The sequence below is a fragment of the Pseudomonas sp. CBS genome (assembly GCF_024734645.1).
Lineage (GTDB): Bacteria > Pseudomonadota > Gammaproteobacteria > Pseudomonadales > Pseudomonadaceae > Aquipseudomonas.
In genome coordinates this window covers 480,231-500,428 of record NZ_CP102929.1, presented here as the reverse complement: position 1 = coordinate 500,428, position 20,198 = coordinate 480,231, and the positions used below count along the sequence as shown (strand labels likewise).

The 20,198-nt window shown below is 53.3% G+C and carries 11 protein-coding genes and 2 pseudogenes; 8 read left to right on the top strand and 5 right to left on the bottom strand.

Annotated elements, in window-relative coordinates; all coding sequences use genetic code 11:
- Positions 1-34 precede the first annotated feature (34 nt).
- From NVB75_RS02250 to NVB75_RS02225, 6 genes are all read left to right on the top strand, one after another.
- Positions 35-1,021 carry a LysR family transcriptional regulator gene (locus NVB75_RS02250; protein WP_258348487.1) on the top strand — a complete coding sequence of 329 codons (987 nt, stop codon included), beginning with the start codon at positions 35-37 and terminating at the stop codon, positions 1,019-1,021.
- Between the two features lie 123 nt (positions 1,022-1,144).
- Positions 1,145-2,692, top strand: a complete 1,548-nt coding sequence (locus tag NVB75_RS02245; protein WP_258345743.1) for a UxaA family hydrolase — start codon at positions 1,145-1,147, stop codon at positions 2,690-2,692.
- Between the two features lie 60 nt (positions 2,693-2,752).
- Positions 2,753-4,333, top strand: coding sequence for an aldehyde dehydrogenase (NADP(+)) (locus tag NVB75_RS02240; protein ID WP_258345741.1), 1,581 nt, complete (start codon positions 2,753-2,755; stop codon positions 4,331-4,333).
- A 274-nt stretch (positions 4,334-4,607) separates the two neighbouring features.
- Positions 4,608-6,035, top strand: a complete 1,428-nt coding sequence (locus tag NVB75_RS02235) for an MFS transporter (RefSeq protein WP_258345739.1) — start codon at positions 4,608-4,610, stop codon at positions 6,033-6,035.
- A gap of 151 nt (positions 6,036-6,186) precedes the next feature.
- The gene (locus NVB75_RS02230; protein WP_258345737.1) at positions 6,187-7,017 is read left to right on the top strand and encodes a shikimate dehydrogenase; all 831 of its coding nucleotides are present in this window, start codon (positions 6,187-6,189) and stop codon (positions 7,015-7,017) included.
- A gap of 6 nt (positions 7,018-7,023) precedes the next feature.
- Positions 7,024-8,043 (top strand): Gfo/Idh/MocA family protein, encoded by a 1,020-nt coding sequence (locus NVB75_RS02225; protein ID WP_258345736.1) that lies wholly within the window; start codon positions 7,024-7,026, stop codon positions 8,041-8,043.
- Between the two features lie 1,299 nt (positions 8,044-9,342).
- On the opposite strand, the gene NVB75_RS02220 is transcribed toward NVB75_RS02225, so the two are convergent.
- Positions 9,343-10,998, bottom strand: coding sequence for a GGDEF domain-containing protein (locus NVB75_RS02220; RefSeq protein ID WP_258345734.1), 1,656 nt, complete (start codon positions 10,996-10,998; stop codon positions 9,343-9,345).
- 300 nt (positions 10,999-11,298) lie between these two features.
- Between NVB75_RS02220 and NVB75_RS02215 the strand changes: the two genes are divergently transcribed.
- A complete protein-coding gene (locus NVB75_RS02215) occupies positions 11,299-12,342 on the top strand; it encodes a DUF4062 domain-containing protein (protein ID WP_258345732.1) in 1,044 nt (347 codons plus the stop codon).
- A gap of 1,117 nt (positions 12,343-13,459) precedes the next feature.
- Here NVB75_RS02215 and NVB75_RS33225 read toward each other — a convergent pair.
- The 4 genes and pseudogenes from NVB75_RS33225 to NVB75_RS33210 all read right to left on the bottom strand — a co-directional run.
- Complete coding sequence (locus NVB75_RS33225; protein WP_375378926.1) at positions 13,460-14,188, bottom strand: methyl-accepting chemotaxis protein; 729 nt, start codon at positions 14,186-14,188, stop codon at positions 13,460-13,462.
- A gap of 132 nt (positions 14,189-14,320) precedes the next feature.
- A pseudogene (locus tag NVB75_RS33220) lies at positions 14,321-15,403 on the bottom strand (cache domain-containing protein); the annotation flags it as partial.
- 1,297 nt (positions 15,404-16,700) lie between these two features.
- Positions 16,701-17,414 (bottom strand): methyl-accepting chemotaxis protein, encoded by a 714-nt coding sequence (locus NVB75_RS33215; RefSeq protein WP_375378925.1) that lies wholly within the window; start codon positions 17,412-17,414, stop codon positions 16,701-16,703.
- A 141-nt stretch (positions 17,415-17,555) separates the two neighbouring features.
- A pseudogene (locus tag NVB75_RS33210) lies at positions 17,556-18,527 on the bottom strand (methyl-accepting chemotaxis protein); the annotation flags it as partial.
- A 1,162-nt stretch (positions 18,528-19,689) separates the two neighbouring features.
- Between NVB75_RS33210 and NVB75_RS02195 the strand changes: the two are divergent.
- On the top strand, positions 19,690-20,091 hold the full coding sequence (locus tag NVB75_RS02195; protein WP_258345727.1) for a helix-turn-helix domain-containing protein: 402 nt from the start codon (positions 19,690-19,692) through the stop codon (positions 20,089-20,091).
- Positions 20,092-20,198: the final 107 nt, after the last annotated feature.

The following is a 20,198-nucleotide window of genomic DNA, read 5'->3' as shown; positions in this document are numbered from 1 at the left end:
TGCTGTTTCGTTATCGACAGACAAGGCCTTCCATATGAAAAACGATCAAATTACTTTTGGCAGTGTCACTCGATGGCTGAAGATCAAACATCTGGTACTGGTCAGTAGTCTGGCCAAGACCCGCAATATGCACACCACCGCAGAACAGATGAATGTCACGCAGCCGGCCATCAGTAAGTTGCTGCGCGACCTGGAAGACCTTCTAGGGTTTCCATTGTTTGAGCGTCAAACGCGAAACCTTGTTCTCACTGAACTGGGAGAGTTCGTGGCCCGTTTCGCACGCATTACCTTAGAGGACACGGAGTCATTCGTCGATCAGGTCAACAAACTACGTAAAGGCGGGCATGGGCACCTAAAACTCGGCACAATCTTCGCTGCTACATCAGTGGTCCTGCCTGAGGCTATCGCCAGCATAAAACGTGAGCGCCCTCTTCTTTCTATCGAAGTAATCGAACAGACCAGTAACCATCTGCTGGAAATGCTCGAACAAAAAAAACTCGACTTAATCATCGCGCGCTTCACGGATGAGGATTGTCAGCCTTTCGAATTTACCTCGTTGGGGCCTGAGCCCTTCTGTCTCGTCGTGAACAGCGCACATCCCCTGTGCCAACTTGAGGTGGTCCCCGCCGAAGCGATCAGCGAATGGCCATGGGTGATGTACCCCTTTAATACGCCGATCCGACAACGCATGGAGCATGCTTTCAAAACGTTTCGGATTGTCCCTCCGACCAACACGGTGGAAACCATTTCGATGCAAACCTTCCTGCAGTTGCTGCAGTCTGGGCCAATGCTCGCCATGCTTCCGGAGTCCATGGTCCAGTCTCAGCTGCAAAACGGGCAGCTTCAAATCCTCAATACGCCCTTCAAAGTTGAATCTCAGGATTACGGGGTTATCACTCGCAGGGATGAGTACCTGTCGGAGCCAGCGCGCAGGTTTGTTGCGACCTTACTGGAGTTCGCCAGGCTACGGCGAACGGCTACACAGAAGAAGCTCGGCAACGATCTCGTTAAGAATCAATGAGGCAAAGTTATCGAGCAATCGAAAGCTCTCATTAGGCAACCCATTCTGTGAAACCTATAGTGCCCGCACAAAAGTGCGGCGCTATGAGCGACCGCGCACCACCCGGCAGCCCGTGAGGATGCGATGGAACTGATCATGAAAACCGGCGTAGCAGCTGTGCTGCGTTTGAACCCGCTGGACGATGTGCTGATCGCACGCCGACCGCTGGTCGCGGGCGAAATCCTTGAGCAGGAGGGCGTGACAGTCCTTCAAGCGATTGTGCCGGGCCATAAAGTGGCCTCCCGGCGTATCGAAGCCGGTCAACCGGTGAGACGCTATGGGCAAATCATTGGGTTTGCCGTTGTCGACATAGAAGCAGGCGAGCATATCCATGTGCATAACCTGGCCATGGGGGACTTCGCTCGGAATTATGCGTTCAGCGTCGATGCCAAGCCCCACATCAAGCCGAGTGAAGCCCCATCGTTCATGGGTATCGTACGCCCGGATGGACGCGTCGCGACGCGCAACTACATCGGCATTCTTACCTCAGTGAATTGCTCTGCCACAGTCGCCCGGGCCATCGCAGACCATTTTCGTCGGGACATCAATCCCGCTGCACTGCAAGCGTATCCAAACGTCGACGGTGTTGTTGCGCTCACCCATTCTGCCGGCTGCGCCGTTGATCCTGCGGGGGACGGACTGAGCATGTTGCGCCGGACATTAGCGGGGTATGCGACCCACGCTAACTTCGCCGCGGTTTTGGTCATAGGGCTGGGCTGCGAGACGAATCAAATCGATTCGTTACTTACCACTCAAGGCCTGACCCGTAGTAATACGCTGCGCACGTTCAATATTCAGGACAGTGGCGGTACTTCCAAAGCCATCGCCAATGGTATTGATCAGTTGAAGCAATTGCTTGGCGAAGCCAACCAGATTGAGCGTGAACCGGTTAGCGCACGCCATCTGACCGTTGGGCTTCAATGCGGTGGTTCGGATGGCTACTCCGGTATTACCGCCAACCCTGCATTGGGCAATGCGGTGGATCGCCTGGTGGCCTGCGGCGGTACCGCGATTCTTTCAGAAACGCCGGAAATATACGGTGCCGAACACTTGCTAACGCGCCGGGCAGTCACTCGTGAAGTCGGCGAAAAACTCATCGCTCGAATTCATTGGTGGGAAAGTTACTGCGAGCGTATGGGGGCCGAGCTAAACAACAATCCCTCATCTGGCAACAAGGCAGGCGGCTTGACAACCATCCTGGAAAAGTCACTGGGCGCGGTGGCCAAGGCTGGCTCCAGCAACCTGATGGATGTCTACGAGTACGCCCAATCTGTCACCGCCACTGGCCTAGTGTTTATGGATACCCCCGGCTATGACCCCGTTTCCGCAACCGGTCAGGTCGCCGGCGGCGCCAACCTGATTGCCTTTACCACAGGTCGCGGCTCGGCATATGGCTGCGCCCCTGCCCCATCAATCAAGCTGGCGACCAACAGCGCATTGTGGGCTCGTCAGCGAGAAGACATGGACATCAACTGCGGCGAAATAGCGGAAGACCGTTTGACCATCGAAGAGTGTGGTGCATCGATCTTTGCAGCCATGCTGCGTATTGCCTCGGGCGAACGCAGCATGAGTGAGCAACATGGATACGGACAAAATGAGTTCGTACCTTGGCAGATCGGCGCCGTCACCTGATTCCCAGTTCTGGGAACGCCTCGCCCAGCTAACGCTTGCACATTCAACCTGGAGACAACGATGTCCCTCATCACCGGCCAGAATTTTATCGGCGGCCAGCGCAGCGCTGCCGGCACCATTATCGTCAAGAGCGTGGATGCCACCACGGGGGAGCCCTTGCCCCACGCCTTCCACCAGGCGACTGAGGAAGAAATCGAGAGCGCGGCTCATGCAGCCTTCAATGCTTTTTCCAGATACCGCACCCTGAGCGCAAGTAAACGGGCTGATTTTCTCGATTCCATTGCTGAAGAAATGGAGGCTTTGGACGACGAGTTTATTGCTCTGGTTTGCCGCGAAACAGCATTGCCTATAGCTCGTATCCAAGGTGAACGCGCCCGTACCAGTGGTCAAATGCGTCTGTTTGCAAACGTACTGCGACGAGGCGACTTCTATGGAGCTCGCATCGACCAGGCATTATCTCTGCGCAAACCGTTGCCACGTCCTGACCTTCGCCAATACCGCACCGCCATCGGTCCGGTTGCTGTGTTTGGTGCCAGCAATTTCCCGTTGGCTTTCTCCACGGCCGGCGGCGATACCGCCTCCGCGCTCGCGGCGGGTTGTCCGGTGATATTCAAAGCCCACAGCGGACACATGGCGACTGCGGAACAGGTCGCCAACGCGATTATCCGCGCAGCCGAACGTAGCGGCATGCCTGCCGGTGTCTTCAACATGATTTACGGAAGTGGCGTAGGCGAAGCGTTGGTCAAACATCCGTTGATCAAGGGCGTTGGTTTTACCGGCTCGCTCAAAGGTGGTCGAGCATTGTGCGATATGGCCGCCGCTCGACCGGAGCCCATTCCAGTCTTCGCCGAGATGTCGAGCATCAACCCGGTGGTGATCCTGCCCCATGCCCTCTCGCGTCGGGCCGACAGTATCGCTCACGATCTTGCTGCCTCTGTGGTTCAAGGTTGTGGGCAGTTCTGCACCAACCCCGGACTGGTGGTTGGCATCCGCTCGGATGCATTCAGTGCCTTTCAGAATAGAGTGGCGGCGCTGATAAGCGACCAACCGGCACAGACAATGCTCAACACGGGCACCCTGCGTAGCTACGCTTCCGGGTTGCAGAACCTGCAAGCATACCCAGGCATCGTGCACCTGGCTGGTAGCAACCAACAGGGGTACCAAGCCCAGCCGCAGTTGTTCAAGGCCGATGTAGAGTTGCTGCTTAACGGAGACAAGGTTCTCCAAGAAGAAATCTTCGGCCCCACCTCTATCTTCATCGAGGTCAATGACCAGGCACAGCTCAACGCTGCCATCCATGCCCTTCACGGACAATTGACCGCAACCTTGATCGGTGAGCCAGAAGACATGACGCAATTCGCAGAGCTGACTGCTTTGTTGGAGGTGAAGGTTGGCCGCATCCTCATCAATGGCTACCCAACGGGTGTCGAGGTCTGCGATTCCATGGTGCACGGCGGTCCTTATCCTGCGACGTCCGACAGTCGCGGCACCTCGGTCGGTACGTTGGCTATTGATCGCTTCCTGAGACCTGTCTGCTTTCAGAACTACCCCGATGCATTGCTGCCCGATGCTCTCAAGAACGGCAATCCGTTGGGCATTTTCCGACTGGTAGACGGCCATCTTTCTCGAGACAGCTTGTAAAAGTGCAGGCTTGTTAACAGAGCAGTAAAAAAGACTAAGACGCAGCCGACAGGTGGACGAGTTCCGCCCTCCTGTCATGTTGCTGTGCCCGGGTGATAAACAATGGTTTGGCTCGCCTTCGAGGCAGGCGTTGCGGGATTCGTTGCATAAATCATGGACAAATTTATCACTGGTTGGCCCAGCAACTACTCCTTGACAATAGTTTCCAAAAAGTAACAACATTACTAATGGAACATCGTTACAACAATAAAAATCCAATAGACGGAGACACGTCATGAGTCAAAGCGCACCGGTTGAGTCTCATTCCAAACGGCAGTCGAGGAAAGCCGCTGCCAGCGGCTGGATCGGGTCTGCTCTGGAGTATTACGACTTTTTCATTTACGCCACTGCGGCGGCCTTACTTTTCCCGCAATTGTTCTTTCCGTCCGATAACCCCACAGTTGGCATCATTATTTCGCTGGCCAGCTTTGGCGTAGGGTATGTGGCCCGACCTATAGGTGCTGTGGTCCTGGGGCACTTGGGCGATCGACATGGCCGCAAGACCGTACTGGTCTACTGCATGTTCTTGATGGGATTCTCCACCATCTGCATCGGCCTCCTTCCTACCTACCAACAGATTGGAATATGGGCACCTGCACTGCTGATACTTTTGCGTCTGATTCAAGGATTTGCGGTCGCTGGGGAGATGTCCTGCGCAAGCTCTATGATCCTGGAGCATGCTCCGGATGGACGTCGAGGTTACTTTGCAAGTTTTACACTCCAGGGCGTGCAGGCCGGTCAGCTCCTCGCCGCTGCCGTTTTCCTGCCTCTTGCCCAGTTCATGCCCGCTGATCAATTTGCTGCTTGGGGGTGGCGAATTCCATTTCTGCTCAGCGCACTGGTGCTCGTCGCCGGATGGATCATTCGGCGTGAAGTTCATGAAGCTCCGGTATTCATCGAGGCGGCGATCCAAAGCGAGACCCGCAAATTGCCAGTGGTCGAAGTGGTCACGCAGAACTGGAGAGATGTATTACGCGTGATTTGCATGGCGCTTTCTGGAGTGCTTGCAATTGTCGCCTCCGTATTCGGAGCGACCTATGCAGTCCAGCCGGCCTATGGCATAGGCTTTCCTGCCGGCGTGTTCATGTGGGTACCGGTACTCGGTAATTTGTGTGCCGTCATCCTTATCCCCTTCGTAGGTAAGCTCTCTGACCGGATTGGTCGCCGCCCTCCGATCATTGTGGGGGTTCTTTGCGGTGGACTTCTGTCATTTGCGTATCTCTACGCGATCAGTATTCACCAAATATGGCTTTCTTTATTTCTATCGGTACTCATGTGGGGTGTGGCTTACCAAGGTTTCAATGGTGTATTCCCGAGTCTGTTCCCTGAGCTGTTCCGTACTCGGGTCCGGGTTACGGGCATGGCAATTGGCCAAAATATAGGAGTAGCGTGTACAGGTTTCCTGCCAGCTCTGTTCGTATCGATTGCACCTCCCGGGAGTGAAAATATCCCTCTCAAAATCGGTGCGTTGACTTTTGGCATCTGCGTCATCTCCGCGATCGCGGCCTTTACTACGCGCGAGACATTCCGGATTCGACTGCATGACCTGGGTGACCCTAATGCGGTCCCAATGTCGAAAGAGGAGTACGAACGGGTGCAGGAGCAATCCAACGACAAATCGCAAGCCAGCGTAGTCCAGCCAGTGCCAGCGACACGCTCCTGACCCCCTGTCTAATTACTCCCAGCGCGCTGTTCAATTTCTCTGCTCCGCGCTCACAGTCTTACGGCAGTAACTATGCGCACGTTGTCAGTAATGGGTTCCGATATTCTCCCTACTGATAATTGCTCGCCACTACTAATAACAGTAGGTTGACATGCATCCAGGTATTACCGACAGCACTCGCATATACGGATTAATTGGCGCCCCCCTGAAGAGCGCCAAGTCCCCAGTCCTGCTGAACAGATTGTTTGCCGAAGCGCAGGCTAACGCCGTCTGCATTCCACTGGAGGTCGGCCAGGGGCATCTGGCCGACTTTGTGAAAGGCATAAGAGCCGTGAGCAACATTGCCGGTCTCCTAGTCACTATGCCGCACAAGCAGACCATGCTTGAAGTGGTGGACGCTCTTCACCCCACCGCGCGTCAGGTCGGCGCAATCAATGTCATTCGTTGCGAACCCGACGGGCGCTGGATCGGCGCAGTATTCGATGGCCTCGGCTGTGTCCTTGGCATGCAGTGGGAAGGCCACGATCCAGCAAACAAAAACGTTCTTCTGGTCGGTGCCGGTGGTGCGGGCAGAGCGATAGCATTTGCCGTCGCGTCGGCGGGAGCCCGATCACTCACCATCTCCGATGTCGACGAAAACCGCGCCGGGGACCTGGCAAAAGCTGTTGCTGACGACACAGGTTGCAGCACGCGCTACGGTCCACCCGACCCACATGGCCACGAAATCGTGATCAATGCCACACCGCTTGGCATGAACAAAAATGACCCCATGCCTGTGGATCCCGAGCGGCTAGAGCCTGGCACTCTCGTTGTGGACATCATCAACTCCCCGGCCCCGACACCGCTTTGCGATGCGGCGCGTAAAAGAGGCTGTCTTACCCAGAATGGAAGCCCGATGCACAAAGGCCAGGCGCTGCTTGCACTGCGCTTCCTCGGGTTCGACTACCATCCCGATAACGTGACAGCACCGCGTCAGGAGTGAATACATATGAAAGTTGCGTTACTGGAAGTCAGCCATTGGCATGTCCCGCTATATCTGGATGCCCTTGAGACCCATGGGGTGCAAGTGGTGGCCGTATCGGATTCAGAGGACGTGAAGGGCGAGGCCATTGCCGAACGATTCAAATGTCCGTTGTATCGCTCGTCCTATGAGCTGCTTGAGCACGAGGAAGTCGATTTCGCTTTCGTGTTCGGCAGGCATTCACAAATGCCGTCACTGGCAGAGGCCGTGATCGCACGCAACATCCCCTTTGCCCTGGAAAAGCCCTGCGGCATCAATATGGCGCAGGTTACGCGGTTACGTGAACTGGCCGAGCAAGCCGATCTTTATTGCGCTGTACCGTTGATCTTTCGCATGAGTGAACTGCTGAGTGCACTGCAAGACACTGAAGGACGCCTGGCTGCGGACTTCAACTATATGTCTTTCCGCTTCATCGTAGGTCCGCCCGCTCGTTATGAAACGGCAGGCTCAGCCTGGGCCATAGATCCCGTTTTTTCGGGAGGCGGATCCACGATCAATGTGGCTACGCATTTCATAGATCTCTTCAGGCTACTGACGGGCAAGGAAGTCTCTCGGGTCTCAGCCGTCATGAATTCACTGACGCATCGGGGTGCCGTCGAAGACTACTCGTTGTTGACCCTGCAGACTGAAGATGGCGTGATCGGTGTGGTGGAAACGGGATACAGTTTCCCCAGTACCTTTGATGAGCAGCGAGAGTTCTCCTTCACTATTTCATCCGATCGCGTGTATGCCAAATCCGGCCCTGACCGGATCGAAATCAGGGATCGACATAACCTTGCCGCCGGCACGCGAAGCCGCCGACTGCAGCTGGATACAGATGTCTATTACCCACTGTTCGTCAAGCAAGTGCTCTCAGAATGCCGTAACGGAGCCAAGCCCATTGCATCATTACGCGACGCCGAGGCAATCATGCAAGTCCTGGACGCGGCCTATGCTTCAGCTCGCCAAGGAGGCGCGCTCTTGACACTTACGCCGACTCACGGTTGAGTCAAGACGTTGGGCTGCATTGTTTTTACCTCACCGCAAAGTCAACCCCGGGGTCGCCCGGATCTTATCGCTCACCCATGCGACCAAGACCCGGGGTACAGCCATGCGTCCAACCCTGCTCTACGTGAACGAATACTAATAGGGAGGAATCATGGCCCAAATATCTTTCAGTCAGAGTGGTGTTTTCAGCCCGACCAATTTTCCATCCTTGCATGGCTCGCGGCTGTAGGTTGCGATCATGTCGTGGCAAGCGACGCTCGAGCCTCACAGGCCCAAGTGATGAGCCGCGGGACTTGTTGCGGGCAATTGCCCGGCTAAACAGCCGTCGGCTCTACACACCGAAAATGCATCAGCGCGTTTTTACACACTCTGGGCCAATAGCGGACGTTAAATCATGAAAGGAGTCGCATGAGCGACCACCCTTATAGAAAAGAGGCGAGCCGTGAGTTGTCAGACACCGCGTAGGCTTGCGACTGGAGGCGTTGGCATAGCCTGGAAAGCAACGCTAAGAACTCACCGTTGGCTGATTCAGACCAAGCACTGCCATATCTGAGAGTCAGGTGTATGGAAGTCACTGGGTCTCCGCTCAGAGCTGACTCAACGCAGTAACAATCACCCGTGGAAAATGCACCTTGAGCACATCCTGGGAATACTAGATCCACAGTAGAGCTGACAGAGGCTCGAGACCCAATATCCTCCACACTCTCTACGGCAGCCAAGTCGTTTATGCTCAGGTCTGTAGGTTTCAAAATAATGATGTCGAGGCTCATACGGCTCTTTGTATCTCTAAATTCTACGAGGCACTTTGTCATTGATATTGCACTAAACTTTGAATCTCAGGGTGTTGGTCCATCAGCCCAATCGTGAGAAAAAGGGCGAGCGTAGGTCATCTTGTAGACCGCCCTCTTTGGACCGATTCTGTTGAAAACAGTCGGCTTCGAATTCCACGTCAGAAAAGTGCGCGCGTGAGATTGAAATCTTAATTTTTGGCAGAAGGTTCAGTACTAGGATTTCACGTTGCAGCGGGCAACAGGTGTTTTCATCCATCAATATTCGAGTGTTTTTTGGAAAACCGACTTTTTCAACACAATCGATCGTTTTCTGCCTATCGCAACAGGCAAAAAACGGCCAGAAGCGGACGGAGGATTACCGTACGCGGCGATAGATCATTCAGCTTCTACACTTCGGGTCAGTTACGGCGCGACTAGAAGCGTCATGCGAAGAAACGCGCGCGCACAACCCGCAGTGGCGCACTGGTTTTTAACTACCAAGTCTTTTCGCAGGAGCACCTCGCAAGGATCAAGCCTTCGCAGCGATACTGGCTTTGCGTTGGAACATGGCGGTGTCGGCCTTGAAAATCAAATCATCCAGACCTTCGCCATCTTCGGGATACCACGCCACCCCTAAGCTAGCACTGACCTTGATCTGGCAGTTTTTCCATGGAATGGGCAGGTCGACGGCCTTGCAGATTTCATGGGTGATGCGCTGGATATCGCCTCTGTGATGCGCGCCGTCGAGCAGGACTACGAATTCGTCACCTCCCATGCGCGCGGCTATTTCGAACTCGCGAATATTGGATTTGATGGCCGTCGCTACGTGGATCAGGATGGCATCGCCTGCCTGGTGACCAAAACGATCATTGATCTGCTTGAAGTGATTCAAGTCGATATAGCACAGGGCCAGATGGTCTCCACGGCTCTTTGCGGCCAACAGCTTCTGACTGGAAAACGGAATAAAACTATTGCGATTGGGTAAGCCAGTCAGGCTGTCATAGAAGGCCAGCTTGCGTACTTCCTCTTCTGCGAGTTTGCGCAACTTGATCTCGTTGCGCAGATGGCGCTGGGTATTCAACAGAACTAGAGCGAACATAAGAACAAGCACACAGCCGATGCTGATCAGCACAATGGTCTTGCGCAACCGCTCGACGAGCTGTGGCGGATTGGGATCGTAAATGAAGTTTTCCAGACCGGCGATATTGTCGACCATACCCAGTTCGAGGAAGGTTTCAGCCATACGTTGCCAGCGCCCTGGGTTCATATGACCGATCTCGATCAGGTCAGATACAACCAGCGGACGCATGGCCTGAGCTTCGAATTGCAAGTGCGCGCGACTTTTCTCCACCGAATACTGATTGAGCAGCAGGTCTATGATTTCCTCAGGGTTATCCATCGCGTAGCGCCAGCCGCGCAGGGTAGCGCGGCGGAATGCCTCGACCCGCTGTGGATGTTCGTCAATCTCGGCCTGGCTGGTGAACAGGATGTCGCTGTAGAAGTCGATCCCGTAGGTGACGGGCGAGATGATGTTGTATTCCACGCCCCGCTGTTGCAGGTAGAAAGGCTCGTTGGTCAGGTACGAGTTGAACGCAGTCACTTTACCGCTGGCTAGATCCCCAATTTGAAAGCTGCTGGGTAGCAGTTGCAGTTTTTCGAGGGGTATACCCTCGCGTAGGAACATCGCCAGAAAATCGGCATCGGTCTGTGCATCCATGAGCATCAACGGCTTGCTGATCAGGTCGTGCACAGTGCGAACACCTTGGTCTGTGCGAGCCACAAGCACGGAAGGTGAATGCTGAAAAATCACCGCCAGCGCTACCAAGGGCTTTCCATGCAGGCGTGCGTAGAGCAATTCACTATTGGCTTCGCCGTATTGGGCACGCCCAGCGAGTACTTCTTCGACCGGTGTGACATTGGGGCCACCTTCGTGCAAGCGTACTTCCAGTCCTTCTTCGCGGTAATAGCCCTTTGCGATGGCGGCATAGTAGCCCGCGAACTGGAACTGATGCTTCCAGCGTAGCTGTACATCAATCACCTGTTCGGCACCATTCTGTTGAGGGCTAGGATCCGCCCACGCAGCCTGACTCCAGAGCAGCACAAAACACAGCAGTCGACGCAGCCGAACCAGGAGAAATCTCTTCGGCGGGCCTGGCGTGTTAGAACAGCAACAGAGGCTGGGCATGGTGATAGTCCGTGAGTCGCGTTTATCGTTGAGCGTGCAAAGCGTAGTGCGTCATTGTGACATCACTCGTGCGGGGCCAGCAATCGCGCACCACGAGAACCAAAGCGACCGTTATCCTCGCTTGCGGCGTGGTTGGCGTTTGCTTGCCTACAGCAGACAGTTTACCGGCCAAAAGCAGTCAGTATCTGCGAAGTAGGCGGGCTATTCAGCGGCTAGTTTTTTTCGGCAGCTGTTACATAGATTAAAGCGGCCGGTATGATGAGGAGAAACGGATGTGGCCTATTAGTGATGGGGACTGCTATGAACGTGTTTATCAGCTCTGTAGTACGTAATTTCGAGCACTATCGTGCGGCCGCCAAAAAAGCAGTTTCTCTGTTGGGACACACCCCAGTGATGTGTGAGGATTTTGGTGCAAGGCCCTATTCTTCTGAAGTCGCATGTATGACTGAGGTTGACCAGGCCGACGTAGTGGTGCTGATTCTTGGCGCGGACTTCGGCTTCAAAACCCACACAGGTGAGTCCGTCACTCAGCAGGAGTTTCATCGCGCCAAAGCTGCCAATAAACCCATCTTGGCTTTTCTGGAAGAGGTTCCGGTTGAGGATGATCAAAAGCGCTTTCACTGGGAAGTTTCCGATTACGTCGACGGCCTTTTCCGTTCCACCTTCACAGGTGATCGCGATCTCTCAGACAAAATCATCCAGGGACTAAGCCAACTTGCAGCCAGTCGCAGCGCCATTTCCGAACAAGAGTTCGTTCAGCACCTGCAGAATCGTAGCAACAGCCGAAATTGGAATAGCCAGCCTCGTGAAGATCGCCTAGAGCTCGCGTTTCTGCCGCAGCCCATTCTCTCGGGTACGTTGCGCTACATGCACACCCAGCATGATGAATTCTTCCTCAAGCTTTCTCAGGCGGGCTTGGTGTCTATCAAGGGTGGTTACAAGTCGTTTAACGAGGGAGACATTACCGGCCTAGATGCAGAGGAGGCCTCTTGGCGGCATCACGATAATGGGATGAGCTGGCTCTCTATTCCTATAGCAGCCCCAGGAAAGGGCGGCGATTATTTTGCCTCCTATTACATCTCGCCCAGCCGGCTAGAACGCTTTGCGAAAGAAGCTTTTAGTTTGATTAGCAGAGGTAAGGGAGGCTGGTTCCAGTTGGGGATCTACGGAATTTCTCACCAAGTCTACGCAGAGCCGCCAACACCCCCCGCATCGTCGATGTCCATGCCGCACCGCCATGAGAAAAACATTGAGGTAAGAAAATTGCTGATTCCAGCGTCGCAGGGCGTTTTCAACCAGTGGCTGGAAGACGCTTTGTTCCGAATCGGACGCAAGCTTTCCTAAAAAATCGAGCCTGGCCAGCAGGCGGAAGGGGGATAAGCAACAATGAACCCCATAACTCTTGATGACCGGTGAAAGTCTACAAATTGATATAAGCCTTTTGCCAATGTGACAGTCGTCGCATCGCATGTTTAACCCGGACGAGGCGCGTCACGCTAACGGCGTGTCGGTGGAACTGCCCTCCCCCACGAATGACGTGCGCTTTATCACCAGCGAGCCAACTCGGGCATTTGGACAGCTAATCCGCCCAAGGTTGTGATATCGCAAGGCTGAGGTGTTGCTGACGGAGCTGCGTCAACCTAGTGAGTTCACGACGATCTGTTTACGCACTCGCAGCTCGCAGCCGCGGACAAGGTGATGAGCATCCTGGATGAGATCGATGGCCGGTGGGGCCTTGGCATGTTGTGAGCGGCAGCGTTGCCGGCGGCGCAGGTCTGGGCAGTAGGCGCGAACTTGTCGCCGTCTGGTACGCCGTAGGTTTTCGAGACAGAGCCGAACGCGGACGGCTCTTGGAAAAGGGAAAACCTGCTCGCAGGCTTATCAGCAACGCACCTTGGGAACACAAAAGTTTGCACAGTCGAGGGAATTCTAGACTCTTTCATAGGACACTCGCCGGATTCAGGGATACGTTCGAGACTGGTGACTTCTTGAGCTACCTTAACCAGGGCGACGATGCCGCCGTGTTGATTAATGCGCTACCGCCAGTAAACGCGGGCCTCAAAACGCGCTTCGCTACCTCAATTTAATGGAAGCTTTGGGTCGACAGGCGTCTTTAGGTAACGACATTGGGACCTCGCTACGCCGCGCGCAGAAGGGGTAGCAGCGTGGGGATGGGAATCGCCTGAGTCGTTGCGCATTTGGCTGGTCATCGCCTTTTTGGAAGTGACCACCTTAGGGGGAGATTGAGGTGGACATTAACCGTCTGTTAGAAAAGCGGCAACTGAACGTGCAGAGCAAAATGCTCTTGTGGGCCACAGGCTCAGGTCGTGTTTTCGAGGCTTGCATCAGGGACAGTGGATCATCAATGGCTATCTTAGGGATAGGGATTAACAAAGATAAATCGGATTCAAAACACTGCGGTGGCAACTGGGCCATCCCTGGCCCTAGTCTTAGTTGGGCGTTAGAACTTGAAGCGCCCTACCAACCCATTGAGCTGACCCGAAATATCGGTCAACCGCCCCGAGCCCGTCTGCGCTGTATGAGCGAATTCTTCGACCAATTGCGCATCAGTGTGGATCTGCGAGATGTGACGGTTGATCCCTTCTGCCACCTGATGCTGCTCTTCAGCCGCTGTAGCGATCTGCGTGTTCTGGTCGCGGATGAAATCCACGGATGTGCGGATTTTCTCAAAGCTGACACGCGCCTGCTGGATGCATTCGACGCTGCTGTGCGAAACCTCAAGGCTGCCACGCATTTGCACTGTCACCTCTTGAGTGCGCCTGGACAGATTGCCCAGCAGGCTACCTATTTCTCCGGTGGAATCGGCAGTACGCCGCGCCAACGCGCGAACCTCGTCGGCCACAACCGCAAAGCCGCGACCCTGATCGCCGGCACGAGCCGCTTCGATCGCGGCATTGAGTGCGAGCAAATTGGTCTGCTCGGCGATAGAACGGATGGTGTCCACAATACCGTTGATGTTTTTGCTTTCCTGCTCAAGCAATTGAATTGTCTCGGTGGACTGCTGCAACTCCTTGCTCAGTCTCATCACGCTGCCGTTTGCCTCGCTGATGTGTTGCTGGCCGTCGTGCACGTCGCGGTAGCCCGCATCGGCGCTGGACGCAGCCTGACTGCAAGAGCGCGCTACTTCGTTCGCCGTGGCGACCATCTCGTTGAATGCGGTGCTGACCATTTCGACCGCCTCGCGCTGACGCCCGGCGGCCTCGTTCATGTTACGCGCCACTGCGCTGGTGTCGGCAGCGGTACGTTGCAGATCTGACGACGCCCCGCCGATGCGCTGCATCAGTTGCGCGATCATGCCCAGGAACTGGTTGAACCAGCCGGCCAGAGTCGCGGTTTCATCATTCCCACGCACTTTGAGCTGACGCGTCAGGTCGCCCTCGCCTTCTGCGATTTCCTGCAAGCCATCAGCCACGCCGCTGATCGGACGCACAATCACGCCGGCAAAGATGGCGCCGACAATCGCGAAAATGACCGCGAGCGTAGTAGTAATCGCGGCGATCAGCCACGTCAGGTGGGTGGCCTGCGCCATTACTTCGTTCCGCTCGATCAGGCCAATAAAGCGCCAGCCCAGCCCTTTAGAAGTAATGACATTAGCCATGTAGACCTTGCCGTCGATCTCTATCTGCGTTACGCCATCGCCGCCCTTGGCCAATCCTGCGTAGTTGGGGCCCAGATCTGAAAGGGATTTGAAGTTGTGCTTTGCGTCGCTTGGGTCTACCAGCACATTGCCATTGTCCTCGACCAGCATTAAATAACCGCTTTCACCGAGTTTGATATTTCTAACCAACTCGGTCAGCTGTTTGAGCGATACGTCCAGGCCCAACACTCCCACGACCGCGCCACTGGCGTTGGCAACCGTGCGAACGGTGCCGATAAGCGACACGTCATCCTTGGCCCAGTAGTAGGCTGGAGTGCGAATCGTGGTGCCCGGCGCTTCGATGGCAGCTTTGTACCAGGGACGCTGGCGTGGATCATAGTTGGCCATATCGGGGGTATCCGGCCAAGTGGCGTAGCCGCCGTCACTCAAGCCAACCGATAGGTACGCGGTGGTTGGATGGGTTTTGGCAAAGCCGTCGAAAATCTCCAACATACGAACATTGCTTTCGGTCAGCGGAATCTGCACGGCATCAGCGCTGGTATAGTTCTTGAGGTCCTTGACGCCAGCTATTCGTGGATCACGGGCTAGGTATTCCACGTTCTGACTGATGCCGTCGAAGAACTGCGTCATGCCGTTGTCGATCTGGCGGATCTCTCGGCCGCTGCTGTCGACAAAGCTAGCCTCTGCGGCATCGCGCGCGTTAAACACCACAAGCCCCGCTACCACCAGCACTGGGATACAGGCGATCGACGCGAACGCCCACGTCAGCTTCTGTTTGATGTTCATGAGACCTTCCGCATAGGTTTTAAGAGTTGTGGGCAGAATGGATGTCTACACGTGGTTTTTTAGTTTTGGGAGCGTCCACGGTGGCCTATATTTTATCGGCGGATTACAGCCGAACTTGAGGCGTACATTCCTGGCGCAAGACGATGAGTGCCGAGCATAGCCGGTCGTCATCACGACGCGTGTGCTCTAGAGCCAGTGAGATAACCTGATGTCGTTGACGCGGTTGATCAGCAGTTGCACGACACAGCCCTCCGTTAACAAACGGCCATGTGTTACGGAAGATCTGACAGAACAAACACCTTTGCAAATGTCTCGTCCGGTCGCCTGTCGCATTGCCGTGAATAGGAGCCAAAGATTAAAATAAGGCTATTAGAGTGCTGACAATCGTCAGAACAAAAATATGCAAGATTCGTAACATGATCAAAAACAATAGTAGGATGCGGAGATCTCAACATTATACATTCATGCGCCAGAAGCTACTGCGCTAAGACACGTGGTAAAATAGAATTATTACAAGGCTGCAAAGAGACGGCTGAGAAGCGAAATGAACGAAACTTGGACAGAAGAAGAGATGCGTCAAGCATTGTTCGGCAATGCAAAAAAGTATAGCCATGAGTGTCGTTGGCGCGGAAGGAATCAGGCGGGACGTCATCGCCGCCCCCTTAACAAAAACGAAAAAAGAAAGTCTCAAAGACCTTTACGCCCAGGCTAAAGGTAACTCGTCTTGTGGGTAATGAGCTTGAAGGCAAGATGGTTGAAATTGTTCATGAGGCCGATACACTCAGTACAAGTTCGGAAGAGCAGGAAGCAACTCGGGCAGCCCGGAAAAAAATTTCGCTACATAGAAGTTACATCAGTCAAATCAATGCAATGCCACACCATGATCACAAAGCTCGACTTTACTCCTGACAAGGTATACACCTTTCAAATTCAGACCAGTTAGCTCCCTGCTAAAACACTCAAAGAAATAGTTATAACAATACAATGGGCAAGCGATATCCATGACATATAAGAGGCATTAAGCATCTGACAAACCTGCACACAAGCAAAGACATCTTAAATGAGGTATTCGATTTTTTGAAATACAATAGAATCTTAACCATCGACATAGCTCCACTACGGCGACCATCAACAGCATTTTAAAATCAATGCGTATGAGATTTCTCAGTATATTTCCAATTTGGTGATTTAGATTACTCAGAAAAAAGCATCGCAGGCAGTGCTGGATTTTCAGTGCGTAGCGTAAATTTATGATACACACTGAAAATCCAGTCAAAGCCATTTGAAAAATTCCGACCTATACAGTGAACTTACTCATCAACCCCTGAAGATGCACTCCCAGTCTTGCCAACTCGACGCTTGAAGAAGCTGTTTCCTCGCTAGCAGATGCGGTTTGCTCGGAAATGTCTCGTACATTTAAAACGCTACGATTGATTTCTTCAGCAACCGCGCTTTGTTCTTCAGCGGCAGCTGCAATTTGCTGATTCATCGACTCGATCGTTGAAATTGACCGAGTAATATTTCCTATCGATATTCCGGCGTCGCGGGTTAACTCGACACTATCTTCAGTCAGTAGACGACTGCTTTCGAGAGTGGTCGCTACCTGCGCGGTGCGATTGTGTAAACTACCGATGAGTGTCGCTATTTCCTCAGTTGAGGTTTGGGTCCGCTGAGCGAGACTTCTGACTTCATCAGCAACGACGGCAAAACCGCGTCCGGCCTCGCCCGCACGTGCGGCCTCGATAGCTGCGTTGAGTGCCAGCAAGTTGGTTTGCTCGGCAACAGCCTTAATCACTTCAAGCATCCCACCGATCTTATTGCTTTCCTGTTTCAGCTCATCCATTGCAGTCATGGACCGGCCAACTTCAGTAGCAAGCTTTTCGATTTGAAGCACTGCCTTGGAAACTACTGCATCCCCTTCGCGAGCCTCTTTAGTAGCGCCAACGGCCGCATTCGAGGCTTGCTCTGCATTCTTGGCAACCTCGTGAACAGTGGCGGCCATTTCATTCATAGCGGTTGCTACCTGATCTGTCTCACTTCGCTGTGTATTCACTCCAGCACTGGTTTGCTCAGTCACTGCCGACAACTGTTCTGCCGCACTCGCTATTTGAGTCACACCATCACGCAAGCCACCGATCAATTCGCGCAGGTTTAAGGTCATCCGATGCATACTGGTTTGTAGCATACCGAGTTCGTCTTTTCGAGAAGTCGACTTGTTGTAAGTCAAATCACCACTGGCTACCCGATCAGCCAATTGCAGCGTTTCCTGAAGCGGGACCACGATCAAACGAGTTATCACCCATGCGGCCAACACACTGACGATAAGAGCCACTGTAATCCAGAGAATCAACATCTTACTGGCATAACTTACGTCTTCAGCACGCAAATCGTCTTGGTATGTTGCTAACCCATTGGCGGAACTTATCAAAATCTCAATATTTCTTGAAATGCCCGCCTGCGCTTGGTCAATTGCTTCTTGAGCCGAGGAGAATTGACTAATTCCGGTGCCATACTTAGTTATCGAATCTAAAATATCTCGCACCGAGTCAGCTTTAATCCCAACTCCCTCTAAATTTTTAATAAACGCACCCGTTTCAGTGATTGAGGCAACGGCCATAGGTCGTGCTTCAGACTTCAGCGAGTAAGTATAGCCACGTACGTCAAACCGCATTTTCTGTGAAAGCAGGAGAGCCTTTGTTAATGCGGCTCGCTGTTCAGAATTCCCTTCTGGCGAATTGACCAACGCATTTAATTTTTGCAGTTTATCTTCGGCCTCCTTGCCATTAGCTATGAATACGTTCCTACTCGCCTCACGCTCTCTAGTGGCTTTTATCAAATCATCGTAATATTTCTTATATTCTTTGACTGCAGCAGTAACCGTTTTCATATACTGAACATTACGCTCAGAGATCAGTACACTGCTGAGATACAGAATATGAGCATCAACCTTTTGATAAATATTTAACCAGCTGACGGCATTTTCTTCGCTTGAATTTTGACTGTACACCAACCGCGCTATACGCATATCTCGTGTCATGACATTAAGAGTTGCAATGTCGGCCCCACGCTCACTTCGCTTACTTATAGAACTAATACCTGTCCAACCCGTCAGAGCGATCAGCATGGTAAGTGCAATCACCAAAGCGAAGCCAAGTACGAGCTTCGTCCTGACTGTTAAATTAGCTAAACTATCACTCAGCATGCTGCCCCCCCGAAACCACCTAAATTAATTTACTCGGCGGTTTCTACACCATGTGCACCGCCAGAGAGGATATCGGCCACGGCGGATAGAACTTTAAAAACATTGACAAAGACGCGTCTCCGCCCCCTATCCAAAAATCCGGAATATTTTCGGAAAGCTCTACATTTCATTCAGCGTCAACATTGAAAAGAAAGTTGTAGACTCATAAAAAACATATAAATACAGCTATTTAACCTCCAGACTTGACCTATACAGCCACCTTTCGTTGAAAGCTTAGCGCGTGGCGATATGACTATATCAACCGCAAACTGTCACTTCGTAGAAATCAACTTGAGCATACTAGGTTTGGAGAACCTCAATCCTTCCCGACAGACCGCTTAGCCTACCGATCCTATCCCCGCTGCTAAAGTATGTAGCTACACCTGCCCCAACGGTCGCCGTCTTGAGGTTGATGCAGAACGCGACGGGTCGACGCGACGCAGGTTCGGCTAGAAAACTGATCCTGTGACATGAGGGTTTGCAGCCAACTCACGACCAAAAGACGCAGCGAGGACAAGAGGTAAGCACCAAGATAAGCGGTAATCTGCCCGCCTACAGCATCAAAAAAACATGAGTATCTTTGGTATCTCAGACCTGCGGCTCAAACCCAAAGCCCGACTCGTAGTCGGCGAAGTTACCCCAATTGCCATTTTGCGCGCCAAAAAACGTCCGCGCATGCTCACCACGGGGCCGGGATGGTGCGCCCCATATTTAAACTGGCTGGTTGAGCAGAAACGCTAATCGAAGGATCTGGTGACGCAGGCGCAGTGGCTCAAACATTGCGAATGCTTTCCTGCACGCAGGAAGAAATCGACGCAAGAACAAGAGACAGCGCTCCAGTGCTGTCTGAAACGCGGGCAATTCACCTCACAGGAACTGACACTCGACATCCCGCATCGCTTCGGTTTTAGACAAAAAATGTCTAACCAGTTTTTAGCTCGCCTTCACCGTAGGCTGTCGTGTGATAGCCTCCGGCCTGAAACATTGTTTGTCACCAATAACGACCTGCCAGGAGGTTAAAAAATATATTCCTATGGAAAGAAATATGTCTCTCAAAACAGCCTTCGCTGCAGTACTCAAAGTGATGCGTGCGGCGAGAGGACTTTCACAAAAAAACCTGGCAGAGGTGAGCAGCCGGACTTACGTCTCGAAGCTTGAGCGGGGACAAAGCAGCCCCACCTTAGAGATGATCACCGCGCTCAGTGCTCCACTGGGTTTAAGCCCATTGACCTTGATTACCCTGACAATCGGAACGGAGTCGGGGCAATCGATCAGATCACTTGTAGGTCGGGTGGAAGACGAGCTACGTCAGTTGGCCAACGCAGGTGTGCTGATAGAGCTGAACATTCCCATTGAAGGGGGCTCTATGAAAAACCGCTCTAGTCGTCCTGCCATCAAGCTTTCGGCACCGGACATGCCGCAGACGGAGTTCTGCTTTTCAGACTAATTGCAACCATTGGCGTCCGTCGAAAATTGCCGCTCCACTTAAGAAGTTGGACGGCGATCCTGAGAGTCTTTAGGTTTCGTCTGGCAGGCTGTTCGGCTGATCATTTC